At 39.6% G+C, this 24617-nt stretch carries 27 protein-coding genes; 10 read left to right on the top strand and 17 right to left on the bottom strand.

Annotated features, from left to right (window positions below; all coding sequences use genetic code 11):
• Window positions 1-28: 28 nt before the first annotated feature.
• Window positions 29-331 carry a hypothetical protein gene (locus AC1TPB_RS19435; RefSeq protein ID WP_482064063.1) on the bottom strand — a complete coding sequence of 101 codons (303 nt, stop codon included), beginning with the start codon at window positions 329-331 and terminating at the stop codon, window positions 29-31.
• A 159-nt stretch (window positions 332-490) separates the two neighbouring features.
• Here AC1TPB_RS19435 and AC1TPB_RS19430 point away from each other — a divergent pair, with 159 nt between their 5' ends.
• The gene (locus tag AC1TPB_RS19430) at window positions 491-1324 is read left to right on the top strand and encodes a hypothetical protein (protein WP_482078046.1); all 834 of its coding nucleotides are present in this window, start codon (window positions 491-493) and stop codon (window positions 1322-1324) included.
• Window positions 1325-1609: 285 nt separating this feature from the next.
• Here AC1TPB_RS19430 and AC1TPB_RS19425 read toward each other — a convergent pair whose 3' ends face one another.
• From AC1TPB_RS19425 to AC1TPB_RS19390, 8 genes are all read right to left on the bottom strand, one after another.
• The gene (locus AC1TPB_RS19425; protein ID WP_482078045.1) at window positions 1610-3139 is read right to left on the bottom strand and encodes a putative amidoligase domain-containing protein; all 1530 of its coding nucleotides are present in this window, start codon (window positions 3137-3139) and stop codon (window positions 1610-1612) included.
• 118 nt (window positions 3140-3257) lie between these two features.
• Window positions 3258-3821 (bottom strand): outer spore coat protein CotE, encoded by a 564-nt coding sequence (locus AC1TPB_RS19420; RefSeq protein ID WP_482064061.1) that lies wholly within the window; start codon window positions 3819-3821, stop codon window positions 3258-3260.
• Window positions 3822-4151: 330 nt separating this feature from the next.
• Window positions 4152-5135, bottom strand: coding sequence for an aromatic acid exporter family protein (locus AC1TPB_RS19415; RefSeq protein WP_482078044.1), 984 nt, complete (start codon window positions 5133-5135; stop codon window positions 4152-4154).
• A gap of 68 nt (window positions 5136-5203) precedes the next feature.
• Window positions 5204-6022, bottom strand: a complete 819-nt coding sequence (locus AC1TPB_RS19410; protein WP_482078043.1) for an ABC transporter permease — start codon at window positions 6020-6022, stop codon at window positions 5204-5206.
• Window positions 6023-6814 (bottom strand): ABC transporter ATP-binding protein, encoded by a 792-nt coding sequence (locus tag AC1TPB_RS19405; RefSeq protein WP_482078042.1) that lies wholly within the window; start codon window positions 6812-6814, stop codon window positions 6023-6025.
• A gap of 23 nt (window positions 6815-6837) precedes the next feature.
• Entirely contained in the window at window positions 6838-7842 is a 1005-nt protein-coding gene (locus AC1TPB_RS19400) for an ABC transporter substrate-binding protein (protein WP_482078041.1), read from the bottom strand.
• 1029 nt (window positions 7843-8871) lie between these two features.
• On the bottom strand, window positions 8872-9141 hold the full coding sequence (locus tag AC1TPB_RS19395; protein WP_482078040.1) for a hypothetical protein: 270 nt from the start codon (window positions 9139-9141) through the stop codon (window positions 8872-8874).
• 333 nt (window positions 9142-9474) lie between these two features.
• Window positions 9475-10983 carry a carboxypeptidase M32 gene (locus AC1TPB_RS19390; protein ID WP_482078039.1) on the bottom strand — a complete coding sequence of 503 codons (1509 nt, stop codon included), beginning with the start codon at window positions 10981-10983 and terminating at the stop codon, window positions 9475-9477.
• Window positions 10984-11143: 160 nt separating this feature from the next.
• Here AC1TPB_RS19390 and AC1TPB_RS19385 point away from each other — a divergent pair, with 160 nt between their 5' ends.
• Window positions 11144-11461, top strand: a complete 318-nt coding sequence (locus tag AC1TPB_RS19385) for an iron-sulfur cluster biosynthesis family protein (protein ID WP_482078038.1) — start codon at window positions 11144-11146, stop codon at window positions 11459-11461.
• Window positions 11462-11473: 12 nt separating this feature from the next.
• Here the strand turns inward: AC1TPB_RS19385 and AC1TPB_RS19380 are convergent, their stop codons facing one another.
• Window positions 11474-12013, bottom strand: a complete 540-nt coding sequence (locus AC1TPB_RS19380; RefSeq protein WP_482078037.1) for a DUF309 domain-containing protein — start codon at window positions 12011-12013, stop codon at window positions 11474-11476.
• A gap of 108 nt (window positions 12014-12121) precedes the next feature.
• Here AC1TPB_RS19380 and AC1TPB_RS19375 point away from each other — a divergent pair, with 108 nt between their 5' ends.
• On the top strand, window positions 12122-12616 hold the full coding sequence (locus AC1TPB_RS19375) for a hypothetical protein (protein ID WP_482078036.1): 495 nt from the start codon (window positions 12122-12124) through the stop codon (window positions 12614-12616).
• A 2-nt stretch (window positions 12617-12618) separates the two neighbouring features.
• A complete protein-coding gene (locus tag AC1TPB_RS19370) occupies window positions 12619-12906 on the top strand; it encodes a DUF2653 family protein (RefSeq protein WP_482064051.1) in 288 nt (95 codons plus the stop codon).
• A 151-nt stretch (window positions 12907-13057) separates the two neighbouring features.
• On the opposite strand, the gene AC1TPB_RS19365 is transcribed toward AC1TPB_RS19370, so the two are convergent.
• Both AC1TPB_RS19365 and AC1TPB_RS19360 read right to left on the bottom strand, forming a co-directional pair.
• Window positions 13058-13549: a type II toxin-antitoxin system PemK/MazF family toxin gene (locus AC1TPB_RS19365; RefSeq protein WP_482078035.1), complete on the bottom strand. Its 492-nt coding sequence runs from the start codon at window positions 13547-13549 to the stop codon at window positions 13058-13060.
• Between the two features lie 32 nt (window positions 13550-13581).
• Window positions 13582-13779 carry a hypothetical protein gene (locus AC1TPB_RS19360; protein WP_482064050.1) on the bottom strand — a complete coding sequence of 66 codons (198 nt, stop codon included), beginning with the start codon at window positions 13777-13779 and terminating at the stop codon, window positions 13582-13584.
• Between the two features lie 461 nt (window positions 13780-14240).
• Here AC1TPB_RS19360 and AC1TPB_RS19355 point away from each other — a divergent pair, with 461 nt between their 5' ends.
• Complete coding sequence (locus tag AC1TPB_RS19355; protein WP_482078034.1) at window positions 14241-16160, top strand: glycosyl hydrolase family 18 protein; 1920 nt, start codon at window positions 14241-14243, stop codon at window positions 16158-16160.
• 409 nt (window positions 16161-16569) lie between these two features.
• On the top strand, window positions 16570-17094 hold the full coding sequence (msrA, locus tag AC1TPB_RS19350; RefSeq protein ID WP_482078069.1) for a peptide-methionine (S)-S-oxide reductase MsrA: 525 nt from the start codon (window positions 16570-16572) through the stop codon (window positions 17092-17094).
• Between the two features lie 62 nt (window positions 17095-17156).
• Here the strand turns inward: msrA and araA are convergent, their stop codons facing one another.
• The 3 genes from araA to AC1TPB_RS19335 all read right to left on the bottom strand — a co-directional run bounded on the left by araA (window position 17157) and on the right by AC1TPB_RS19335 (window position 19882).
• The gene (gene araA, locus AC1TPB_RS19345) at window positions 17157-18647 is read right to left on the bottom strand and encodes an L-arabinose isomerase (RefSeq protein ID WP_482078033.1); all 1491 of its coding nucleotides are present in this window, start codon (window positions 18645-18647) and stop codon (window positions 17157-17159) included.
• Between the two features lie 418 nt (window positions 18648-19065).
• A complete protein-coding gene (locus AC1TPB_RS19340; protein WP_482078032.1) occupies window positions 19066-19641 on the bottom strand; it encodes a TetR/AcrR family transcriptional regulator in 576 nt (191 codons plus the stop codon).
• Between the two features lie 46 nt (window positions 19642-19687).
• Entirely contained in the window at window positions 19688-19882 is a 195-nt protein-coding gene (locus tag AC1TPB_RS19335) for a hypothetical protein (RefSeq protein WP_482078031.1), read from the bottom strand.
• A 121-nt stretch (window positions 19883-20003) separates the two neighbouring features.
• Between AC1TPB_RS19335 and AC1TPB_RS19330 the strand changes: the two genes are divergently transcribed.
• Entirely contained in the window at window positions 20004-20873 is an 870-nt protein-coding gene (locus tag AC1TPB_RS19330) for a class I SAM-dependent methyltransferase (RefSeq protein ID WP_482064045.1), read from the top strand.
• On the top strand, window positions 20873-21583 hold the full coding sequence (locus AC1TPB_RS19325) for an RluA family pseudouridine synthase (RefSeq protein WP_482078030.1): 711 nt from the start codon (window positions 20873-20875) through the stop codon (window positions 21581-21583). The genes AC1TPB_RS19330 and AC1TPB_RS19325 overlap by 1 nt, the downstream gene beginning before the upstream one ends.
• Here the strand turns inward: AC1TPB_RS19325 and AC1TPB_RS19320 are convergent.
• Window positions 21554-21916 (bottom strand): hypothetical protein, encoded by a 363-nt coding sequence (locus AC1TPB_RS19320; RefSeq protein WP_482078029.1) that lies wholly within the window; start codon window positions 21914-21916, stop codon window positions 21554-21556. The two genes, AC1TPB_RS19325 and AC1TPB_RS19320, sit on opposite strands and share 30 nt — an antisense overlap.
• A 170-nt stretch (window positions 21917-22086) precedes the next feature.
• Between AC1TPB_RS19320 and AC1TPB_RS19315 the strand changes: the two genes are divergently transcribed.
• Together AC1TPB_RS19315 and AC1TPB_RS19310 are read left to right on the top strand one after the other, a co-directional pair.
• Complete coding sequence (locus AC1TPB_RS19315) at window positions 22087-23358, top strand: CapA family protein (protein WP_482078028.1); 1272 nt, start codon at window positions 22087-22089, stop codon at window positions 23356-23358.
• A gap of 100 nt (window positions 23359-23458) precedes the next feature.
• Window positions 23459-23962 carry a hypothetical protein gene (locus AC1TPB_RS19310; RefSeq protein WP_482078027.1) on the top strand — a complete coding sequence of 168 codons (504 nt, stop codon included), beginning with the start codon at window positions 23459-23461 and terminating at the stop codon, window positions 23960-23962.
• 111 nt (window positions 23963-24073) lie between these two features.
• On the opposite strand, the gene AC1TPB_RS19305 is transcribed toward AC1TPB_RS19310, so the two are convergent.
• A complete protein-coding gene (locus tag AC1TPB_RS19305; protein ID WP_482078026.1) occupies window positions 24074-24481 on the bottom strand; it encodes a MarR family winged helix-turn-helix transcriptional regulator in 408 nt (135 codons plus the stop codon).
• Window positions 24482-24617: the final 136 nt, after the last annotated feature.

Below are 24617 nucleotides of genomic sequence, written 5' to 3'. Positions count from 1 at the left end.
CCTCCTAAAACTTTTCATTAGCACTATGCTAGATTGGAAGCCGCTCTCCAGCTTCTAGCTTCTTATTCACTTGCTTAAGAAACTTTTTCTCGGATTCGATTTGATCGAGCGTATATCCAAGCCAAGTCTGAAGCATATTTCGCTCTAAAGTTAATTGTTCCTCGTTATATTGAATGATAATTTTCTGTAGGTTATTAGCAGTTGAGAACAGACAAGTGGCATTAAACATCATACTTACTTTCAATTCTAGGTCATTACCATTGAGCTGATCGTAATAAGATAATGTAATACTTGTCGGTTCATTTCCTTCTGCAAAGTAATCGACAATCATTGCTTTCCTCCTCAAGATTCAGGAAATAAGACATCTCATTTTCTTCTATATTCATTCTAGCATGTCATGTTACAGTGTTCGAGTTTTTTTGCAAAATAAAAAGGATTTCCATCACTTACTATTCAATAGTAAGTGAGAAATCCCAGGTTTTTCTACTGTGTGAGAGCAAATCGGAGATTGCTGTGTGATCTAATTGCTGTTCCACTAGCAATTAGTTCTCTCCGTTACAGTATAGGTGAATGGAAACAAAGTAACTTTTTTCTCTATTTCACACAAGAGCATGGTCTATGGAGCAAACAAAGTAACTTTTTTCTCTATTTCACACGAGTGCATGGTCTATGGAGCAAACAAAGTAACTTTTTTCTCTATTTTACACGAGAGCATGGTCTATGGAGCAAACAAAGTAACTTTTTTCTCTATTTCACACGAGAGCATGGTCTATGGAGCAAACAAAGTAACTTTTTTCTCTATTTCACACAAGAGCATGGTCTATGGAGCAAACAAAGTAACTTTTTTCTCTATTTTACACGAGAGCATGGTCTATGGAGCAAACAAAGTAACTTTTTTCTCTATTTTACACAAGAGCATGGTCTATGGAGCAAACAAAGTAACTTTTTTCTCTATTTCACACAAGAGCATGGTCTATGGAGCAAACAAAGTAATTTTTTTCTCTATTTTACACAAGAGCATGGTCTATGGAGCAAACAAAGTAACTTTTTTCTCTATTTCACACAAGAGCATGGTCTATGGAGCAAACAAAGTAACTTTTTTCTCTATTTCACACAAGAGCATGGTCTATGGAGCAAACAAAGTAACTTTTTTCTCTATTTCACACAAGAGCATGGTCTATGGAGCAAACAAAGTAACTTTTTTCTCTATTTCACACGAGAGCATGGTCTATGGAGCAAACAAAGTAACTTTTTCCTCTATTTTACACGAGAGCATGGTCTATGGAGCAAACAAAGTAACTTTTTTCTCTATTTCACACCATAGGTAGCATGGGATACGAGACAAATTAGAGCACTTTTGCCTTTATTTCGATTAGTAACACAGGTCACTGAGCTAACAACTGCACTTTTGCCTTTATTTCAATTAGTAAGACGGGTTACGAGTCAAATTAGGTCACTTTTGCCTTTATTTCGCACAGTAACATAGGTTCAAGAGCAGGCAAGGTCACTTTTAATTAAGGTTCAAAACTAACATGACCTAACGGCCACCACCAGAAAGGAGTCTTTCTGGGAAGACACCGTATAAAAAGTATGCATTTTGTAATTCCTCTTACGGTATCCCCCACCGCTCACGTATATCTCGCTGCTCATCCCAATGGCGTTGTTCTTCAATCGCTCTACACAGCGGCTCAATATCATTAGCGTATTCTGAATAAGATGGCAGCGTCGCTATCTGTTCTAGCATTGTGCGACTTGCAACAGCTAGCAATTCATAATCGCCTTCATCATAAGCCTGACACCATTCTAGTTTAAGTGAAAAACTAGGTGCCAGGCTATCATAGTCTTTCATAGCAATATACGCTAACGTTAAAGTGGCTTTAGCGGCCGCCGGAGAGATTAACCAGCTAGGCGGCGTTCTATATTCAAATCCTCCATGTGGCTGCCTACGATAATCGCCTAACGCACCGTATCGCTTATAGCGCCCTCTGCCCAATGGATCTTCAATCGTTGCAAGTGGTATCGCTACAATTCCATCTAATATGCGAAGCAAGCGCGGTGTAATTGTAATACCACTAAAATGAATATGCCCTCCTAACGCCAGCCCATCAACTGGCATAGCTCCCGCTACCCAGCGTAATTTATGATCATCTATATAGAGTGCTGCATCTAACAACAACTGCTTCATTTGATTGATTAATTGATGAGGTAATCGTTTGGGAGATGGTCTAAGTTCGACCACTGGATATACAATTTTTTGGCGCGACATCAACGCATCTGCACCGATCTTGGTATCTGAATTGATATCGAAGAAATTCGAGGCTGATACGATTTGATTGGATGTATTCAATAGTGCAAATTCTGGATCTGCCCCTATTAACAACTTATGTTCCCGCTGCTCTGATGCAATTTCAGATAGCGCAACCAAAGACAAGGAAATAGCCTGCTGATCATCCACATAATGAAGTTCATCTAGTGACCATACTTCACGGATTGCAATACTACCCGTACCGCTAATCGCTACTAATACCGAACCAGCATCAAGCCATAAAGCATATAAGGCACGACCTGCATATACTTCCATTTGTCGAAGTGTATGCTCGGATATAAGCAAACCATCATATTTAATTTGCATAGTGTGATCTCGTTCCACTCCCATGGCTGTTTGCATAGGCTTCAAGTCCGCGTTCACCCGTTGCCAGCTAAGTAGACAAAAATCAAATATTCTCACAAGAAACAATCTTTCATCCGTAAGCTGTTCGGTTACGCGCAATCCTCTAGTTTTCCAAATTCGTTTTCTATCGGCAGTAGAAGTAGCCATATAGCTTTCACTCATAATATTAATGTGGTGCGCTCCAAAATAATAGCGATGAGTATATTGCTGGTCGCAGCGGAGCCAAATACGCGTCTTTTCACTTTGGTGATCATCATCTTGTTCAAGCTGCTTCATCTTTCTATGCGCATCGCCTTCGGCAGTCAAATGTCCACATTCATTAGTAATCTTATGTTCTTCATCATTAACAAGTACGTCATTACTTGTAGCAGTTCTTAACAGCTCATAAGAACAAAATAACAGCTCCGGCTGCGCAATGAACTTATATTCATTCGCGTTACCGAGCTGCAAATACCATTTATTGTCCATGAAGGTTCAACCGCCTTCATCTTATTTTTCATTTTAAGAAAATAAATAAAAACAATGAGGGCTTTCGCCCTCAAGTTTGTCGTACGTTTGACATATCTTATACAAATTGCATCTACCTCTAGATATCGCCGTCTAGAAGATCAAGATCGTCGAAATCATCATCGTCATCATGTTCATCATGATCGAAATCTTTACCATCTGGATCAGGGCATCCATCAGGTACGACTGCTACAGAAACTTTTGTTTCTGCAATCATTTCAACAAGAAACTCTCGCTCTACTCGTACTAGCACGGAATCGCCATTTGCAGAAATATTCGCCTCAATACAATTCGGCTCAGTAACTGACTCAGCGTGCACTTCAGTTGTTGAAACCCGATGCTTAGGATCGAGGAAGGATAACGGCACATTCTCTACAAATTGTACGCTTTCCTTCGCTACATCCGTTTGCGAATTGTTGTTGTACGAGTACCAAATATTAATGTCGTAAGTACCGATTACTTCAACTCCATTACCCGCTTTGACCGCTTCATACTTCGTGTTAATAACCCAAGCACCAAGAATGCTCGTCGGTCTATGCGGTGGCGTAACTGTGTGAGTTGATGTGCTAAACTTGCGTCCTTTACCGCAAACAGCTTTTGTAATAATTTCTCTGCAGCGTAGCTGTTTATTTGCTCTAGTCATCGACTTAACCTCCTCCATACAATCATTCACTTAAAGTGTATGCAAGTGATAGGCGTTTGTTGATTACTGTAGTCCTACAATTCCAATATATTTTTCAACATATATGTAAGATGGAGTCGTAGCCTAACCTACGCCTATTTGAGTTGACTCAAAACTCCTGCTACATGTTAATTCAATAGTATGAAATAAGAGCTTATCCTATGACCATTTTTTCGGAAATGTAGGTCGGATAAGCTCTTTCGTATGGACACTTATAATTGAATAACCATTACTAAACTCAATACATAGCATTCGACTCAAAAAAATATGATTTGAACTGATTGCTTTACTCTACTCAACTTTTTCCGCCTGCAATGCTTTTTTGTCATGCTCTTTTTTCTGCTTCAAGCGCTTGGCAATGTCGAGATAGCGATTCATCTCATGCATAAGCATCAATAACGATGCTCTTATCTCAAATTCTTCTCTTGTACGTGGCAGCGGCATGTCTCGAAACTGCTGACTTAGCTCCTGCAGCTTGTCCTTAACTTCTCCAACGTAAATTTTAGAACGAGTATCCTGGCCTAATTGTTCCAGTAAGTCAGCAATAAAATCGCTATGATCCAGATGTCCATTAATTAGTGCAACTTTACTCATCATTTGATCGATCGAGTCCAATTGCTGCCTACGCATTTCAAAATAGGTGGACCAATACGCTTCGAAACTCCAAAAGTTATTTTCTTTACTACGAATAGAGAGTATACTGCCCTTCTTAATCGCTGCATCAGCTTTAAGTAGTTCCTCTCCACTCCAAATGTAAGTATGATCTCGCAGGGTGATCGCCATCTTACTGAAAATCACACAGTATTGTTCATCGATTTCCACTCTCAGCTTTTGAATCGATTCATCGTCTTTAGGCATGTACATCATATTAATAACCGTTGCTGAGCCCAAACCAACCAAGAGCAAACCAATTTCATTCCATATAAGTGCAAATGTCACTTCCCCAAATGTGTACAGATGGAATACAATAACACAACTTGTAACGATACCCTCCTTCAAATTAAATCGGGAAAGAATCGGGAAAGAAATAAGAATAAATATCGCAACCGTCCAATAATAAAATCCTAACGTCACAAAAATAAGCGATGCTAGGCCAAGTCCTAGTACGGATGCAATAAATCGAGTAGCAGTCTTCGTCAACCCTTGCATTCTCGTAACTTCAACACCTAGTATCGCTAAAATACCTGCCGATAATGCAGGCTGCAGATCAAAATAACTCGCCAAATATATGGCGACAATGGTGGCGATTGCCGTTTTAATAACACGAATTCCCATACAAAGTGCTCCATTTCTATACTAGGAGATGTTCAAAGTATATATGATTCTCCTAGTATAGCTTTTGCTCAACGTTCTTTCCAGCCAGAAACTATTTTTCGTTCAACCATGCTAACCATTTGGTACATAATCGTAGCAACGACCGCAATAACGACTAATGTAGATAGTACTAATGTGAAGTTAAATACTTGGAAACCATAAATAATTAAATAACCGAGTCCCGAACGCGCAACTAGAAATTCCCCTACGATAACACCAATCCAGGACAAGCCAACATTCACCTTTAACGTTGAGATGATGACTGGAAATGAGGATGGTAATATAACATAATAGAAACTTTGAAAGCGATTGGCGCCAAACAAAGCTACAACCTTCAAGTATCCTTCTTCTGTTTCGCGAAACCGATTATAAATATTAATCGTTGTGATGATAACCGTCACTAATAAAGTGATCGCAACAATAGATCTAAAGCCAGGTCCAAGCCCAACGATTAAAAGTGGCCCAAGCGCTACCTTAGGCATACTATTGAGCACAACTAGAATCGGATCAAACACCCTTGCGACAAATGGAAACCACCATAATAATGCTGCAATGATTGTACCAAGCAAAGTCCCTAACAAAAATCCTGCGATCGTTTCCGCAACTGTAATACCAATATGAGGTAAAATCGAGCCATCTGAAATGGTCGTATACAAATGCAACGCAATTTTACTAGGTGAGCTGAAAATAAGCGGGTCTACTAACTTTGCTTTACTTGCTAGTTCCCAGCCTACAATAAAGAAAGTAATAAGAAGGAATTGTGTAAAGAGGACAAGTAATGTTTTCAGCTTTTTATTACGTATATATACAAGATACAATTGCATATGCTCTCCAACATACTTAGCCATCTAATCGTTTCCTCCTCTTTCCATCTCTTCTTCTAGCTCATTCCATATTTCCTCGAAGTACGATTGATATTTAGGATGCTTTCGAGCCTCGATTGGACCTACGGATCTGAGATCTCTTGGGATCGTCACAATTTTCCGAATATGACCTGGGTTTCTACCTAGCACGATGATGCGATCACTTATTGCTACCGCTTCTGCCAGATCATGCGTAACAAGAACTGCTGTCTTCCCCATACGATCGAGCGTTGACTGCACTAGCTCCTCTAGTTGCATTTTAATATGGAGATCTAGCGCAGAAAACGGTTCATCAAGCAACAAAATTTCAGGGTCAGTAATTAATGTTCTCGCTAAAGCTACTCGCTGTCGCATACCTCCTGATAATTGATGGGGATATTTATGTGAGGTGTCTTCAAGCCCAAGCTCAAGAAGCAATTGCTCCGTTCTTTCCTCTAACAACTTGGAGCGTTGGTTACGAATATGAAGCCCGAGCATTGCATTTTTTTGAATACTCAACCATGGGAACAAATAGTCTTGCTGCTGCATATAACCAAGCTTTGGAGTAGGGGAATTAATTTTCTCCCCCATTACCCTTAGCTCACCGTGAGTTGGTTGAATCAAACCAGCTATAATATTGAGTATCGTTGTCTTACCACAGCCACTAGGTCCAACAAGGCTAATAAATTCTCCCTTATGCACGACAAGATTAATATGATCAACAGCTAATGCGGCTCCTGTATCATTGACATAGACATGGGAGAGATCCTTAAGCTCTAATATCGCTTCTTTGTTCATGATCGTCTCTCCTTGCATTAATATTATTGATCAATAGCCGCCTGAGCGAATGTCGTATTTACAATTTCGCTATGCTCTGTGCGTGAGCTCAATTCACCTGCACTTGTCATCACATCAAGTAAATTATTCCATTCTTGTTCATCCACTATTGGATCAGTTGCATAGGAGCCCTGCTGCTTGTAACGTTCAATCGAGCTAACCATAATGTCATGATCGACATTATCAAAATAAGGTGCTACTGCTTCAGCAATTTCTGCAGCTTTATGCTCCTCTACCCACAATTGAGCTTTATACACCGCATTAGTAAATGATTGAACGACATCTTTGTTTTTGTCGATATAGCTTTGCTTCGTCATAAATACGGTATAAGGTAAAAGTCCACTTTCTACACCAAAGGAAGCGACAACATGACCAAGTCCTTCTTTTTCAAAAATAGATGCCGTTGGTTCAAATAATTGCACATATTCACCCGTTCCTGATGAAAAGGCTGGCGCAATATTAGCAAAGTCTACATTTTGAATTAATTCTAGATCGTTCTGCGGATCAATATTATGCTTTTTCAATGTAAATTCTCCTGCCATTTGTGGCATGCCACCCTTCCTTTGCCCAAGGAAAGTATTGTCACGCAACGATTCCCAGCTGAAATTATCATCTTTCTCGCGGGCAACTAGAAATGTACCATCCGTTTGCGTTAGCTGTGCAAAATTGATAATCTGATCATCCGCACCTTGCTGTGTTACGTAAATGGATGTTTCAGAACCAACTAATGCAACATCGATCACGTTAGAAAGCAATGACGTCATCGTTTTGTCGCCACCAGGTGTCGTTATAAGTTCAATCGAAATACCTTCTTCTGCAAAAAATCCTTTTTCAATCGCTACGTATTGCGGAGCATAGAATAGCGATCTCGTTACCTCGCCAATTCGGACAGTCGTTGTTGAGTCCTCCTTTTTGCTGCAACCACTTAATATGGCCGCTACAGTAATTATTCCCGCAATGAGTATCAGTAAAGTTTTACTATATTTCATAGCAATCACTCCCTTTCTGTAATGTGCTATAGCCTATTCAGTCCGATGCCACATGGTGAAACGTTATTCAAATTTTGTTTTTTGACGAGCTCCCAGGGAGCGAACGGACTTCGGGTGTCAACAACGACACTTGTACACTTATTCAGCTCTAATCGAGCTAGCCTTACGCTGTAACATCAATTTTGGCGCTACAGATACACTAATTGAGCTATTCTAACGCTGTAGCATCAATTTTGGCGTTATAGATACATTTTTCGAGCTATTCTAACGCTGTAGCATCAATTTTGGCGTTACAGATGCACTATTCGAGCTATTCTAACGCTGTAGCATCAATTTTGGCGTTACAGATACACTAATTGAGCTATTCTAACGCTGTAGCATCAATTTTGGCGCTACAGATACACTAATTGAGCTATTCTAACGCTGTAGCATCAATTTTGGCGCTACGGCTACACTTTTCGAGATATCCTTACGCTGTAGCATCAATTTTGGCGCTACAGATACACTAATTGAGCTATTCTAACGCTGTAGCATCAATTTTGGCGCTACAGCTACACTTTTCGAGCTAACCTTACTCTGTAACATCAATTTTGGCGTTACAGATGCACTTTTCGAGCTAGCCTTACTCTGTAGCATCAATTTTGGCGTTACAGATACACTAATTGAGCTATTCTAACGCTGTAGCATCAATTTTGGCGCTACAGATACACTAATTGAGCTATTCTAACGCTGTAGCATCAATTTTGGCGCTACGGCTACACTTTTCGAGATATCCTTACTCTGTAACATCAATTTTGGCGCTACGGCTACACTTTTCGAGATATCCTTACGCTGTAGCATCAATTTTGGCGTTACAGATACACTAATTGAGCTATTCTAACGCTGTAGCATCAATTTTGGCGCTACAGCTACACTTTTCGAGCTATTCTAACGCTGTAACATCAATTTTAGCGCTACAGCTACACTTTTCGAGATATCCTTACTCTGTAGCATCAATTTTGGCGCTACAGCTACACTAATTGAGCTATTCTAACGCTGTAGCATCAATTTTGGCGCTACGGATGCACTATTCGAGCTAGCCTTACTCTGTAGCATCAATTTTGGCGCTACGGCTACACTTTTCGAGATAGCCTTACTCTGTAACATCAATTTTGGCGCTACAGCTACACTTTTCGAGCTAGCCTTACGCTGTAGCGTCAATTTTGGCGCTACAGATACACTATTCGGGCTTACCTTACTCTGTAGCGTCAATTTTGGCGCTACAGCTACACTTTTCGAGCTAGCCTTACTCTGTAGCATCAATTTTGGCGTTACAGATACACTAATTGAGCTATTCTAACGCTGTAGCATCAATTTTGGCGCTACAGCTACACTTTTCGAGATATCCTTACTCTGTAACATCAATTTTGGCGCTACGGCTACACTTTTCGAGATATCCTTACTCTGTAACATCAATTTTGGCGTTACAGATACACTATTCGGATCCAAACAATGACACTTTTTGCTTTGTTTCAACTAGCAAGCAGGCTTCCAAACCAAAAAAAGTGTTGAAGCACAGCATTCGCTGTGCTTCAACACTTTCAATTCCACCTCATACTCACACTACAACTCATACTCACACTACAACTCACATCACACTTCATCTAAGCGGTAAATATCTGTATACTTCTCCTTCAAATACTCAACTAGATACTGTGGGTTCAGCGGCTCATTCGTAATCTCTTGCACAAGCTCGCTCGGTGACTTCATCTTCCCATATTGATAGATCCGCTCTGCTAGCCAGTCTTTAATAGGATGCAACTCACCCGCTTCAACCTTAGCCCATACATCTGGCATATCCTGCTCTAACGTATTCATAAATTGTGCGGCATACATATTTCCAAGTGAGTAAGATGGGAAATAACCAAAGGCACCACCAGACCAATGGACATCTTGCAGCACACCTTCCGCGTTATTAGGAGGCGTAACCCCTAAATATTGCTCATACTTCTCATTCCATACTCTTGGCAAATCCTTCGCTTGCAATCCTTCATTGAAAATCATCTTCTCAATCTCGTAGCGAATAATAATATGTAGGTTATACGTTAACTCATCAGCTTCAATCCGAATAAGTGATGGGTTTACTACATTGTTACCACGATAAAATGTATCCATATCAATAGAAGCTAACTGAGGAAATTTAGACTGCAATTCCTCGTAATAAGCATGCCAGAACGGTCTACTACGACCAATTACATTTTCCCAAAATCTTGATTGTGACTCGTGAATGCCCATTGATGTACCTGTACATAACGTCGTACCAATTAACTCTGCTCCGATATTCTGTTCATACATCGCATGTCCGCCTTCATGAATCGTGCCAAATAATGCACTCGTTACATCATTAGGAAGGTATCTCGTTGTAATACGAACATCACCTGGATTAAGCCCCGTCGCAAACGGATGAACACTTTCATCAAGTCTTCCCGCTTCAAAGTCAAAGCCCATTTGCTCAAGAATAAATTTGCTATAAGCTTTCTGCTGCTCAACATCAAAGCTTTGTTGCAAGAAATCCGTGCGCGGCTGATACGGACTAGCTGCAATTTTCTCGGCTAGCGGTACAAGTTGATCACGCAAATCTCCAAAAATACGATCAAGCTCAGCAACAGTCATCCCTGGTTCATATTGATCAAGCAATGTATCATAACGCGATGCTTTAACTCCCCAAAGATCAATCATTTCATTCGTTATCGTAATAATTTGATCTAGCAAAGGCTGAAAGCTTTCAAAGTCGTTTTCTTCCTTACAAATTTCCCACTTCGATTCTGCTTGAGCAGTTAGAATGACATATTGCTGATATAGTGCTGGAGGTATTTTCACACTACGATCATAATCTAGACGAGATTCTTTCACTAAGCTTTGATTCAATGGGCTTAATTCACTCCATACCTCTTCGCTTTCAAGCTCAGTCAATAATGCTCCTAATTGCTGTGACGTAGAACGAGCGAACATTTCTGCCGATAGTGTGCCAATCACTTGGGAGCGGGTGTCCATTCCTTTACGAGGCGCACCCGTACGCAAATCCCAATATAGCACCGCTAACGCTTCCTCATATTGCTTAATTTCTGTATTAATTAGTCGGAATTGTTCTAATGGCTTCATTATTAATCACCCTCACTATGTAATATCACTATTCATTCAAGCAAACGAATAGAGGTAGTTCAAAACTAACACTTTTACAACAAAGTTGATATTTCCCACAAATAAACTCATAATTAATTATACTGTATTCATAAATCCAATGCCAAAGGTGAGGTTAACTATGCAAATTACATTTACTCCAGCAGCACAACAGCAACTAATGCCTATTCTAAACGCTACACATAAAAAATTGAAATTTCTTCACGATACTGTAGGCGATGGCTGTGGCGATAATGGCATTGCTACCCTTGAATTGATTGAAGAGCCAATCGCTGACGATGCTCCGGGAATTGCCGATCCGTTTCCTTTTTACTACGAGCTAAGACATAAAGTGTATTATGAAGATCATATGAAGATTGACTTTAACAGCAAAACGCATAGTTTTGTACTGAAAAGTGATAGCCAAATCTATAATAGTCATTTGCGGGTTCTACGTTAATAAAGTCAACAACTATTGCTGCTCGTCTTTAAGTCCACGAACGGTTGATTTTTTCCGAAGTGCTTCCTGCCTTGCAGCAATAACATCACTGCGATCTCGTAACTTATGGCGATGAATAATTTCTTCACTTACCTCTTCACTTGAAATACCCCAACGTAAATTACGTAGCGCCACTTCCTTCTCACACAGTTCACCTAATTGAGGATCCACAATGATGAACTTCATGTCGTTATAAGGTAATTGTAGCTGACAAGCCTGCTCGCGTTGCTCTAGCTGCGCTGTAATATTTTCAACATCGATGCCCTTAACGACCCCTGGTAGCAATGTGAATTTTACAATAGCCGACTCATACATTAATCGAGCGCCACGCAAATTATTTCTGCGCTCATGATATTGACCTACTGCAACTTGTATGCAGCCTACCCAAAATGCTTCATTACCGTCTTCGGGATGCTCTTTCCAATATTCCTCTAGCAGTTCGTGACATTCGAAATAATCACGTGTCGCATGAAATTCAATTAAATAGTTAATATATTCCACGGGGTAGACCATTTTCCATCACCTACAAAACAATTATTAGATAAAAGTGAAACCAATGTATATAATAGACGTATTGCTCTAGTATAGCAACTTTAAGCAACTATTCAGGAGGGACTTATTTTGAAGAAAAAAGGGTTAATAACAATGCTTGTTCTTACTGTATTCCTTGCGCTAAGCTTTGGTTTTGGTGACACTGCTGATGCAAAGAGGGGCGGCGGTGGCTTCAAGTCTCCGAAACAAAGCTACACACAAAAGAGTGACAGCACTAAGCAATCAGGTACTTCTTCTAGTACAACATCTGGTACAAAATCAACTACAGGTGCAGGATCTACAGCGAAAACTGGCGGTCTATTCGGCGGTAGCGGATTCATGAAGGGCATGATGATTGGTGGATTAGCAGGTATGCTATTCGGCGGTATGTTCGCGAACATGGGTGGTTTCGGAGAAATTCTTGGTTTGCTAGTTAATATCGCTGCAATTTTAGCTATTTTCATGGTTATTCGTGCAGCATGGACATACATTCGCAATAACAAAAAGCCAGCAGCAGCAGGCCACTATCAAGATCGTAACCGTCGTGATGATGAAGATGATCGTAATCAAAGAGGTCCTTTCTAATTATGAGAGTATACACTAATGAAATTATTAACGCTATTTGCTTAAATATTGCAGATCGTCGTAGTGTAAAACCTGAGGAAATAGAGGTTCAACTTGCTTGGGATGAAGAGTATGGATATACAGCTGAGATCTGGGTAACAGGTCGCTCTCAATATATTATTCAATCCAATATTCTAGAAGCGCTTGAACAATATTTCTATACAGAATATCAATTGCGAGTATTCCGTTCAGACATTACATTAGGAATTGACGAAGAATCTGAACAATTTTGGGCTGAAACAGGTTCGTAAGCTTCACAAGCTAACTATAAACGTTTCATTGTCAGTAATGACGATGGAACGTTTTTTTGCATCTATTAATGCTACTATCTATTAGAGTAAAAAAGACCACATATTCTGTTAGGAAAATGTGGTCTGGATTTCAATATTTATGTATTAACAATCATGCCTCTTCATCTTCCTGATAGTAACCGAATTCTACTAACTTCGTTGTAACTGCTTCTTGAATTATAGATTGAACTGTACCAGTCAGACTCAATGTGCTAATCAGCTGTATATCTAATTTCACCATATCTATATCTTTTATTTCTCCAAGATGATCTTCTAATCTGTTTCTAGTAATTGAAGTCACTTGATTTGTCATAATATAACTATCTTTGTGCAACAAATCATTAGGATAATCATTTTCACGTAAAATAACATCTGTTGAAACCGTTATTTTCCGTTTTCCAGACTTATCTACTAACGATGTAATCGGAACAATCACCACAGTATTTCTTGGAAAATCGCAATCATATAACACTACTACTCTATGCTTTCTTTTTAAAGTAAACGAAGGTCTATTCGGTATATGTTTTTCACCTGATAAATCAGCATAAAAAACTTCTCCACGCTTAAAATTACGTCCGTTTGTGAATGAAGTCACTTGAAGCATAATACTTCCCCCTCGAAAAAAAATGTAATCAGCTACAATAGTTTTTCTTGGTGTTGTTTGAACTTAAGTCTTTTATTTTCTTTCTCATCACCAGTGATTACTTTATAAAAGTCAACACCCGTTTCCTTGTAAAGTTCACTAAAAGCTTGTTTAACTAAAGAATTTTTCTTGTGTTTATTAATGGGATTGTTAGCAATGGTCTTTTTATTAAAAGAAACAACATTTCCCATAATGATCACGTCCTTAAGTTTTATGACTACATTATATCATTCTTCAAGGGGGAATTACTAGATAGTATGCCCAATTTTTGTTAATATCACTTCCGATTTGGTCTATTCAATTTTTTTCTTTATATTACTTGTACATTTGATACGCTAATACCACTACTACTACAACTGGTAAAACAACAATTACCAATATGATTCCTAAAACATTCAATATATAGGATATTAACCACATCGATGCTTTTGGTGAATCTTTAATATGAAAACCCTGTAAACGCAATAGAAGTAATTACATAATATCACTATTTTCACCAACTCTCATAATCTACCAAGTAACATTTGCTAGACTTTCGCGTTATACTAAGTAATAGGAAAAGTTTGAACGTATGCTTTCGACGTAACTTTTCGTTACAAAGAAGCATTATCATGCCCATTATTACGAAGAGTTTTAGGAGAGTGATTAGTTCGTGAAGAAAAAGATTTTATCGTTTTTAGCATTTATTCTTTTTATTTCCCCAATTTTGGCATTACCTACTTCGGTCGATGCCGCAAGTAATACGACACTTTATCGAGTTTATCAAAATGAAAAGCTATTGAAAGAGTTTCCTACTGCGCAGAAAGCTATTGCCTACGCGAAATACTATAGTTATAGTCATGTAGAAAAGATTAGTAACCGTGAATGGGTATGGAATAATTTACCCAAATACAAAGTGTACATAGACGGGCAATCTACTACAAAGCTAGAATATAGTTCTTTGGCAGCTGCCAAAAAATATGCTGCAACACAAATAAACTCCTACGTTCGCGATCTTGAAAATATTGGTTGGGCGTATGAAAACTATGCAAACTACCAGCTTTATCAAGGTGATAACACTTATAACAACTGGAGCTTCTACAATCTCAACGAAGCCAAAAAAGAAGCTGCGAAATGGACAAATTCGCATATTATGGATCTCAATAGTAATCAGTGGATTTGGGATAATATTAGTGAAGCGAATCGTAAAACAATGAAATCATCTACTGCAGTCTATATGATCACTGTAAATGGTGAGCAGGTCGCTCAAAGTAAAACGTATTCTTTTCTAAAAGAAGCGATTATGGCAAGTAATAAAGTGAGCAATAGTCAAGTATATAACAGCGCTACTCAAAAAGTAGTCCACAGTAATACCGCTTCCTATCAAGTCTATACACAAGGAAAACTATCATCCTCCTTCGTATCTCTTGATTCTGCAGTAGCAGCAGCGAAAAAGCTCTATGCAGCCGAAGTGAAGCAAAGTGATTCTGTCCTATGGACGAATATCGCGTATTATACTGTTCATCAAAATGAGCGTGCTGTAAAGTCGTTCTTTTCTTTGCAATCTGCTTTAACCTATTCGAAATCATTAAGTAACAGTACCATCATCAATCAGGATGGTAGAAAGCTATTTACTACAGTCAAAAACTTCTTATTCATGGGCTGGAACGGATCAAGCTCAGTTTCAACGATTAACCAGCATGTAGCAAATACCCAAGGGCTCGATATTGATTCTCCAACATGGTATTACTTAGATGATGCTACTGGCAAGCTGAACGAAAATGCTAATCCACAATTAGTAAAATCGATGTCCGAGCAAGGAATAGACGTTATTCCACTCGTTCATAATCAATTTGATAAAGCGATGACTACAGCATTTCTGAAAGATGTGTCTGCTCAAAATGTGTTCATCACTGCACTTATCAAAAGCCTTAAAGCGATTAACGTTAAAGGATTAAACCTTGACTTTGAAAACATTTCCGCAAAAGATCGTGACGCTTTCACTGCTTTTGTCATTAAATTAACAGAAGCTGCCCACAAGCAAAAACTAACAGTATCTGTTGACTTGATGCGTGGCGATGTACGATGGAATCACAATACCGCATATGATCAAGCTGCAATTGGTAAAGTTGTAGATTATGTTATGATCATGGCATATGACGAGCATTGGACGGGCTCTGATGAAGCCGGTTCTGTTGCAAGCATGAACTGGGTTGAAGAAGGGATCATGCAATATCTTGACTATGGTATCCCGCGTAATAAGCTGATTCTCGGTATCCCTTTCTATGTGCGTGAATGGCGTATCGATGCTAATGGTAATCTTGTAGACAACCGTTCAATAACTATGAAAAACATAGCTCAAGTCATCAAAGAAAACGGTGCTACAAGCAGTTTCGACGCCAAGTCAGGACAATATAAATACACCTACCAATTAAATGGATACACGCATGTTTTCTGGGCCGAAACTCAGCAAACAGTCATTGAACGGATTAAATTAGCTAAGAAATATGATCTTGCAGGTATCGCTGCATGGCGTTTAGGTAATGAGGATGCTACTCTATGGGAAGCTATATTAAAATACAAATCCCTTTAGGGGTAGTTCAAAAAACGGACTTTGATAACGATGAGTATGCTGACGTAGTATACTCGACATCTCATTTGAAACGAACTTGGAAAGTACAGCATAAGCTTCCGATGTATGTTTCTTGCAGAAACATTGTAGGATCGCGTGTACCAAACATGTACACTTGCGCTTCCGCCTTTCTCAAGTAGCGTTTCAACTGCTCGGTTTTCGAAAGCCCGCTTTTTGAACCTTCATTGGAAGCTTCGAGCGTTTGGCCGCTTATGTACTCATACCGTACATGTTGCTGGGTTTTGTTTCATTGCTTTAGGTATTTCAAAACAGTTTTATTCTTTTCAAGTGGACGTGAAGCTATAACACTATTATAATATGAGATACTCCTTCTGTGAGATAACAGCTATGAAATGAGGAAACATCAATGATGCAAAAAGCAACGTTCGCTGGTGGATGCTTCTGGTGTATGGTTACACCATTTGAAGAACAGCCAGGTATTCATGGGATTATCTCTGGCTATATGGGCGGAGATATCGTTAACCCTACTTATGAGCAAGTATTAACTGGGGAAACTGGTCATCATGAAGTTGTGCAAATTACGTTTGACTCTTCTATTTTCCCTTATGAGAGATTGCTAGAGCTATATTGGCCACAAATTGATCCAACTGATCCAAATGGACAAGGTAATGATCAAAAGAGTCAATATAAAACTGCGATCTTCTATCATAACGAAGAACAACGCCTAGCAGCTGAAAAAACTAAAGCCGATCTAGGCAATAGCGGTCGCTTCGATAAGCCAATCGCAACAGAAGTGAAAGAAGCGGTTGAATTCTATGCTGCTGAAGAATATCATCAAGACTTCCATCGTAAAGATCCGAAATATTACGCGGAATCTCGTGTCTATTCTGGTCGTGACGTTACCTTGGATAAGGTTTGGGGTAAACAAGAATAGCAAAAAGAGATGTTCTACTCACTACGCTGTAGTGATCATAGAACATCTCTTTTTTGTTTATATTATCTTACGCGATAGCTTAGATCATTCCAACGTAGTTCGTTCAAGAAGTTGCGGATTGTTGTTTGTTGATCGATCACAACGCACTCAATACCTACCATAGCAGCCCAATCAACAAGCTGTTGTGTTGTAACTACGTAAGAGAATACAGTGTGATGAGCGCCACCAGCGTAGATCCAAGCTTCTGTTGAATCTCTCAATGACGGTTCTGGCTTCCACAGTACACGTGCTACAGGAAGATTAGGCATAGCTTCTGTTGGTGTTACAGCTTCGATTTGGTTAACGATTAGACGGAAACGATTGCCTAAGTCAACGATAGAAGCAACGATTGCTTTGCCACTTTGTCCGTTGAATACAAGGCGAGCTGGGTCAGCTTTACCACCAATACCTAGTGGGTGAACTTCGATCGATGGACGTTGCTCAGCAATTGTCGGACAAATTTCTAACATATGAGATCCTAGAATCATTTCATTAGCTGGATCAAGGTTATACGTGTAATCCTCCATGAAGCTAGTACCTTTATTATTAGCAATTAACTTCATAAGACGAGTTAGCGCAGATGTTTTCCAGTCGCCTTCACCACTAAAGCCATATCCTTGTTCCATCAAGCGTTGAACCGCTAACCCAGGAAGTTGTTTCATGCCATGAAGATCTTCAAACGTCGTTGTAAATGCACCGAATCCGCCTTCTACTAAGAAGTTTTTCAGGCCGATTTCAATTTTCGCTTGTTCAGCAATCGAATCCCATTTAGCGCTATCACTACGTGTTGCATCGCTAATCGTATAGGTCGTGCTATATTCGTCTAATAGTGCTTTCACTTGTTGGTCAGATACATCGTTCATACGAGCAACAAGATCGCCAATGCCATATCCATTAATAGACCAGCCTAGCTTCAATTGAGCTTCTACTTTATCGCCTTCCGTTACCGAAACTTCACGCATATTATCGCCAAAGCGTGCTACCTTCAAGTTTTTGCTCTCAGAGTAAGCAACAGCAGAACCCATCCACTCGGCAATTCTTGAGCGAGTTTCTTCATGATCCCAGTAACCAGTAATTACTTTACGCTCCATGCCAAGTCGTGAGAAGATATGTCCGAATTCACGGTCACCATGTGCAGATTGATTCGTATTCATAAAGTCCATATCAATGCTATCCCAAGGAATATCACGATTGAACTGTGTATGTAAATGTAACAAAGGTTTTCTAAGCTCACTCAAGCCGTGAATCCACATTTTAGCAGGCGAGAATGTGTGCATCCAAGTAATAACACCAGCACAAGAATCATCTGAGCTCGCTTCAACACAAACACGACGAATTTCCTCTGGAGTCGTTACTAATCGTTTGAATACAACTGGAAACGGAATTGTTGCAGCTTCATCAAGCGCTTTCGCAATAATTATAGAATGATCTGCTACTTCCTCTAATGTTTCAGGACCATATAAGTGCTGACTACCTGTAATAAACCAAAATTGATATGCTTTTGTTGTTAGCATAAATTCCATCCCCCTTAGGTTGTACGTACAATAATAGTGTTATTATATACTAAAACCACTCACTTGTACATACAAGTATAATTGTAAACAGACTAATTACTTTTCAATGCTACTTTTGGCTTTGTTACGACGCACTAGCATACTAGTGCTCAAACGAGCGGACTCACAGGACGCTAATTAGCGTAAAACCAACACTTTGAGAGTTAAGAGGACACACAGGACGCTATTGACAGTATTGCGCTCAACATTCACTAGTGAACGAGCAAATAAGGTCTTCTGAGTCCGCGAAAACTCAAAATATGCGGAAAACTCAGAAATAACGTTCTTACAGTCCGCTAGTGTAGCAGATTGGCTGCAATGTGTTGAATTAGCTTAGCGCAGATTGCAAAGTTGGGAAGCTAATACCACTGCATGCTCACTATACGAGCAATTTGAAAAATCGATCAGAGGTTGTACGTACAATTGTTATATCATTCAATGTTTCTGCTAGTATAAGTGACCCTTCCAAAGCAGATACGAACAAGTAAGCACATTCACCGCTACTTATTCCTACTCGAAATTCCCCAGCTTGGATGCCTTGCTCTAGTAACTTCTTAATGAGCTCATATAATACATTGAAAAACTGTTGAATGCGATCATGTACGTCCTTCGCATCAACCGGACTTTGCTGGTACATCGCGGTAAATGGGCATGTCCCTTTATTCCCTCTAGCAGCAATTTCTTGCAGCAGTAGCTCAATAAAGCTTTCAATTCTCAGCTTAGCAGAAATCTCTTCTTGTCCCAGTGAAATTTCTAATGCCGACTCATATCGATTACCCCAAAAGCTTACAACGGCAAATAATAATTCTTCCTTGCTCTTAAAGTGATAGTAAAGATTGGAGCGCGATATGCCGCTTCGAATACATACATCTTCGATACTTGTATATTTGTAGCCCTTACTTAAAAATAAACGGGCAGCAACATGGATAAGTTGCTCTCGATTTTTCGCGACCATATCTCTTCACCCTTTCAAAACTAGGACTGTTCAGTCCTAGTTTAAATTATAGATTTTCATAGTTTTTCAGTACATAGCGTTTACCGCAAAATCCACACTTCAAAGTGATCCGATCTTCGCTAATAATATAACTTACCGCATCATCATCTTCCATATCTAGACTCTCTATTCTTCGTTCATCCATATCACCTGTAGCAAAAAAAGCTGTTTTATTACCGCATTCGCATTCAAAATGTAACATTTCATTCAAGCCCTTCTATATAAAATATATGTTCCTACATTGATAAGATTGCTTTCCTTCGTTATAATAAGCGATGATAACATATCTCGACAAGACTTACGATTAGGAAGGAATTAATTGAATGTATATAGCAGATCAATGGACAGATTTTGAAGTAATCGACACTGGTGAAGGTGATAAGCTAGAACGTTGGGGGAATTACGTACTTCGTCGCCCCGATCCTCAAATTATTTGGCCTATCCAAGACGAGAATGAGCAATGGCGCAAAGCAGATGCTCACTACCATCGCAGCAATTCTGGCGGCGGAGAATGGCAGATGAAAAATGATAAATTACCGGAGCGTTGGACCATTAGCTATAAAGAGCTTCGTTTCCATATTAAGCCGACTAGCTTCAAGCATACGGGGCTATTCCCTGAACAAGCAGCGAACTGGAGCTGGATGATGGACAAGATCCGCCAAGCTAACCGCCCGATTCGCGTGTTGAACTTATTTGCCTATTCAGGTGGAGCTACAGTAGCATGTGCTGCTGCAGGTGCTGAAGTATGTCATGTTGACGCATCCAAAGGTATGGTACAATGGGCGAAAGAAAATGCTCAACTTTCTGGACTTGAAGATGCACCAATACGCTACATTACGGATGATGTTTTCAAATTCGTACAGCGTGAGCAACGTCGTGGCCGTACATACGATGCCATTATAATGGACCCTCCGTCTTATGGACGTGGACCAAAAGGTGAAACCTGGAAGCTAGAAGAGAATTTATTCCCATTCCTGCAGGAATGTACAAGTATTCTTAGTGATAATCCATTATTTTTACTTATTAATTCGTACACAACTGGACTTTCTCCTACCGTACTAGAGCATTTGCTTACGATGAGCATGCAGAAAAAATACGGCGGAGAAATTAACTGTGGAGAAATCGGCCTGCCCATTACAAAGTCTGGTCTAGCACTGCCTTGCGGTATCTTGGGTCGTTGGGAGTCCAACTAATGCAGATCCCGATTATTTACGAGGATAATCATATCATTGTTGTGCAGAAGCCACCTGGCATCCCCTCTCAAGAGGACGAAACAGGCGATCCAGATATGCTTACATTACTTAAAGAGGATATTAAGATTCGCTATGAAAAGCCTGGCAATGTCTACTTAGGCCTTGTCCATCGACTCGATCGCCCTGTTGGTGGTGCAATGTTGTTCGCTAAGACATCTAAAGCCGCTTCTCGCTTGTCTGAAGCGGTGCGTAGTCGTTCATTCGATAAAACCTATATATGTGTCGTAGAAGGCGTTCCATCGACGCTAGAAGCCGATCTATTGCATTATATCGTCAAGGATACTCGCATAAATCAAGTAACAGTCTACAATGCACCAACACAAGATAGTAAAGATGCCAAATTAAGCTATAAAGTACTACATCAAGCGAATGGTCGCAGTCTAGTAGCTATCAAATTATATACGGGTAGATCCCATCAGATTAGAGCTCAGATGGCTCATATTGGTTGTCCTCTTGTCGGAGATCAAAAGTATGGAAAAGTTGTACAACAACGCTATTCTCAAATCGCGCTTTGGTCAACTTCAATTACTGTCGCTCATCCAACAACGAAGGAACTGATGTCGTTCCAATCGATTCCGCCAGAGCAGCAAGCGCCATGGTCGCTGTACAGCCAGCAACAATTAACACAAGCTGCCCAATATTTTCTCTAGGGGAAGTTCAAAAAGTGGACTTTGATAACGATGATTATGCTGTCGTTGATTACTCGACGTCGCATCTGAAACGAACTTGGAAAGTACGGTTCGCATGTACCAATAACGTACATTTGCGCTTCCGCCTTTCTCAAGTAGCGTTTCACCTGCTCGATTCTGAAAGCCCACTTTTTGAACCTTTATTGGAATGGGAAGTTCAAAAAGCGGACTTTGATAACGATGATTATGCTGTCGTAGCGTAGTCGACGTCGAAGTTGAAGCGAACTTGGAAAGTATAGCATATGCTTCCGATGTATGTTTCTTACAGAAACATTGTAGGATCGCATGTACCAATAACGTACATTTGCGCTTCCGCCTTTCTCAAGTAGCGTTTCACCTGCTCGGCTTTCGAAAGCCCACTTTTTGAACCTTTATTGGAATGGAATGTTCAATGCCGTTCGATCGTGTCCTTGAATCGGTCGAACGGTTTTTTTTGACCAAATATTAATAGAGAAGGTGAACAGATGAGTTCAAGATCATCATTACCTAAGCGTAAATTGCTTTGGCTTATAAACGGTATATTGATACTATTTATACTCATTGCTATCGTAGCTTTTTTCGTTATCATTAATGCGAAACAGTCCGAAGATCTTAATCATTTGAATACACCAATTAGTCAATCTGGCAATGAAACAACGGATGAACCTGTCGTTATTGCTACCCCTGAGCCTACACCTACACTCCCTGAATATACTGATGCGGTTTGGATCGGCGTTGGCGATATTATGAGTCATACACCGCAACTACCGGGCGCCTATAATAAAGAAACAGATACATACGATTTTACTCCGTTTTTCGAGCCGATTGCCTCTATTCTTGAAGACGGTAATTGGGTGATGGCGAACCTAGAGACGCCAATTGCAGGAAGCGAGTTCGGATATACTGGTTACCCTACCTTCAATGCACCGACCGAGCTAGCTGATGCTTTATGGAATGCAGGCTTTAATCTACTGTCTACTGCCAACAATCATTCTCTAGACAAAGGCGAAAAAGGTTTGTTGCTTACACTAGAAAATGTCCACAATATTGGTTTTACAACGGTTGGTACTGCTGCTTCGATGGAAGAGTCCCAAGCTTCGACCATTATTGAGCATAACGATATTGCTATGGGAGTATTATCGTATACATACGGTACCAATGGCATTCCGATCCCAGCAGGCAAAGATTATCTCGTTAATTTGATCGATAAAGATAAGATCATTGCAGATATGAACCAATTGCGTGCAGACGGCGCTGAAGTCATAACGATCGCGCTTCACTTTGGCAATGAATATCAAACACAGCCGAGTGAGGAACAGAAGTCATTAGCGCGTGAGCTCATTGCTGCTGGTGCTGACATTATTGCAGGTTCGCATCCACATGTGCTCCAGCCTTATGAAATGCTTTCGACGTTCGATGAAGATGGTAATGAACGACAAGGACTAATCATATATTCCATGGGTAATTTCATCTCCAATCAACGTGGTGAATCTAAGGATTATGGCGTAATCTACAAAGTTAATATACGCAAGCATTATGAAACAGGAGCCATTGAATTAACGAATGTTGAAGCAACGCCAACATGGGTACATCGCTATAAGCCAGACAGCTATAATCGCTATCGTATTCTACCTGTTGCTGAGACATTAGAATCACGAGATGACTCACTACTCAGTTCGAAGGATTACGACGCGTTAGAGAGCAATCTAGCGATGCTTAACAAACGACTTGAATCGATGCAGGCGGCAAAGCAATAATAATAAATATCATATGATCATGGGGAACAAGTATATTGGAATATTACTGGAATTAATATCGTAGTATAGAAAATCTTCGAATGGATAGGGAGATGATATTTTGAAGAATCGGAATAAAACAATAAGCTTGTGTATAGCTATTTCCTTACTCATAATAGGGTTGACAATCTACCAATATAAATGGGATCAACATCAATATTTTGTACATAACACACAACGTTCTTTAGTTGAATTACAAGGAATACTAGCAATGCAGGACTCTGAAAATTGGAATAATCCGCAAATCATCTCCAATCAATTACAAATAATTATTGATCAGTTAACCTATGGAACTATGCCACATAGTTATCCAGGCAAAGGGTTAAGTTCCAATGATCGCCAAATGTTAATAACCCTAAATAGCTATTTGCAACAATTGCCGAACAACGAAACTTACTACCTAGCAGAGTGGTCAGATGAAGATATAGAGAAAGCGATTATTGTAAATAATGCATTAATTACTGCTAAGTTAAAAATGAACCAAACAATTAAAGTTGATTGGACAACGTTCAGAGCCCAATGTAAAGTATTAGTAGCTGAGCTTCGTCCACTAGATATGCGATAAAAAATACAAAAGATATCTTAATGTTCTCTCCTTATTCACTTTCGAATAGAGATCAACGAAAAGATATCTTTTTATTCACTTGCCTATTAGCTTGCAGATGATATATGTCCTCTACGATGAACTAGCAACCTTACCAAGCAAGTAAACGAGCAGCTGTTGATTATGAGCGGAAATGTTATCGAGCGACTGTTCAATAATGTCTCGCTTAATCTTCGATCCTCTTTCAGTCTCAGCTTGACCCTTATCTGTTACTTCAATCCAAACAACGCGGCGATCCTTTTCATCTCGCACTCTAATAATTAACTCATTGCGCTCCATGCGATCAAGAATTGTTGTAATTGCTGCTGGAGTCGTTGATAAATGCTGGAGTAAATCAGATGGCTTCATCGGTGAGCACTCTAGCAGTAACTCCAAAATATTTAATTGCCCTTCTGTTAAGGGTGATAGTTCTTGTTCCAGCGTCAATTTCCAATCTCGTGAAAGCTTATTCCATAATTTAGAAAAATCCTCTGATACCATAGCTTACACCTACTTCCTGTCAATATTATCTATTCCTTATTATACTGATAATAAATGTCGAAAGAAAGATTAATGCAATTAATAGTTTACGCTAAAAACTGCTACATTATACAAATCTATTACACCATGTAACAGT

It is taken from the genome of Paenibacillus sp. Y951 (genome assembly GCF_056786395.1).
The sequence above is the reverse complement of the archived record's forward strand: the minus strand, read 5'-3'. Positions and strand labels throughout refer to the sequence as shown.

What these genes read in the sequence shown, in the direction of transcription:
- msrA (WP_482078069.1), top strand. Translation starts at nt 16,570, where the DNA reads ATGCAAAAAGCAACGTTCGCTGGTGGATGCTTCTGGTGTATGGTTACA.
- AC1TPB_RS19405 (WP_482078042.1), bottom strand. Translation starts at nt 6,814, where the DNA reads ATGAACAAAGAAGCGATATTAGAGCTTAAGGATCTCTCCCATGTCTAT.
- AC1TPB_RS19425 (WP_482078045.1), bottom strand. Translation starts at nt 3,139, where the DNA reads ATGGACAATAAATGGTATTTGCAGCTCGGTAACGCGAATGAATATAAG.
- AC1TPB_RS19360 (WP_482064050.1), bottom strand. Translation starts at nt 13,779, where the DNA reads ATGGGAAATGTTGTTTCTTTTAATAAAAAGACCATTGCTAACAATCCC.
- AC1TPB_RS19335 (WP_482078031.1), bottom strand. Translation starts at nt 19,882, where the DNA reads ATGTTACATTTTGAATGCGAATGCGGTAATAAAACAGCTTTTTTTGCT.
- AC1TPB_RS19305 (WP_482078026.1), bottom strand. Translation starts at nt 24,481, where the DNA reads ATGGTATCAGAGGATTTTTCTAAATTATGGAATAAGCTTTCACGAGAT.
- AC1TPB_RS19365 (WP_482078035.1), bottom strand. Translation starts at nt 13,549, where the DNA reads ATGCTTCAAGTGACTTCATTCACAAACGGACGTAATTTTAAGCGTGGA.
- AC1TPB_RS19410 (WP_482078043.1), bottom strand. Translation starts at nt 6,022, where the DNA reads ATGGCTAAGTATGTTGGAGAGCATATGCAATTGTATCTTGTATATATA.
- AC1TPB_RS19435 (WP_482064063.1), bottom strand. Translation starts at nt 331, where the DNA reads ATGATTGTCGATTACTTTGCAGAAGGAAATGAACCGACAAGTATTACA.
- AC1TPB_RS19315 (WP_482078028.1), top strand. Translation starts at nt 22,087, where the DNA reads ATGAGTTCAAGATCATCATTACCTAAGCGTAAATTGCTTTGGCTTATA.
- AC1TPB_RS19415 (WP_482078044.1), bottom strand. Translation starts at nt 5,135, where the DNA reads ATGGGAATTCGTGTTATTAAAACGGCAATCGCCACCATTGTCGCCATA.
- AC1TPB_RS19370 (WP_482064051.1), top strand. Translation starts at nt 12,619, where the DNA reads ATGAGAGTATACACTAATGAAATTATTAACGCTATTTGCTTAAATATT.
- AC1TPB_RS19395 (WP_482078040.1), bottom strand. Translation starts at nt 9,141, where the DNA reads ATGCTACAGAGTAAGGCTAGCTCGAAAAGTGTAGCTGTAGCGCCAAAA.
- AC1TPB_RS19420 (WP_482064061.1), bottom strand. Translation starts at nt 3,821, where the DNA reads ATGACTAGAGCAAATAAACAGCTACGCTGCAGAGAAATTATTACAAAA.
- AC1TPB_RS19340 (WP_482078032.1), bottom strand. Translation starts at nt 19,641, where the DNA reads ATGGTCGCGAAAAATCGAGAGCAACTTATCCATGTTGCTGCCCGTTTA.
- AC1TPB_RS19325 (WP_482078030.1), top strand. Translation starts at nt 20,873, where the DNA reads ATGCAGATCCCGATTATTTACGAGGATAATCATATCATTGTTGTGCAG.
- araA (WP_482078033.1), bottom strand. Translation starts at nt 18,647, where the DNA reads ATGCTAACAACAAAAGCATATCAATTTTGGTTTATTACAGGTAGTCAG.
- AC1TPB_RS19385 (WP_482078038.1), top strand. Translation starts at nt 11,144, where the DNA reads ATGCAAATTACATTTACTCCAGCAGCACAACAGCAACTAATGCCTATT.
- AC1TPB_RS19400 (WP_482078041.1), bottom strand. Translation starts at nt 7,842, where the DNA reads ATGAAATATAGTAAAACTTTACTGATACTCATTGCGGGAATAATTACT.
- AC1TPB_RS19380 (WP_482078037.1), bottom strand. Translation starts at nt 12,013, where the DNA reads ATGGTCTACCCCGTGGAATATATTAACTATTTAATTGAATTTCATGCG.
- AC1TPB_RS19330 (WP_482064045.1), top strand. Translation starts at nt 20,004, where the DNA reads ATGTATATAGCAGATCAATGGACAGATTTTGAAGTAATCGACACTGGT.
- AC1TPB_RS19390 (WP_482078039.1), bottom strand. Translation starts at nt 10,983, where the DNA reads ATGAAGCCATTAGAACAATTCCGACTAATTAATACAGAAATTAAGCAA.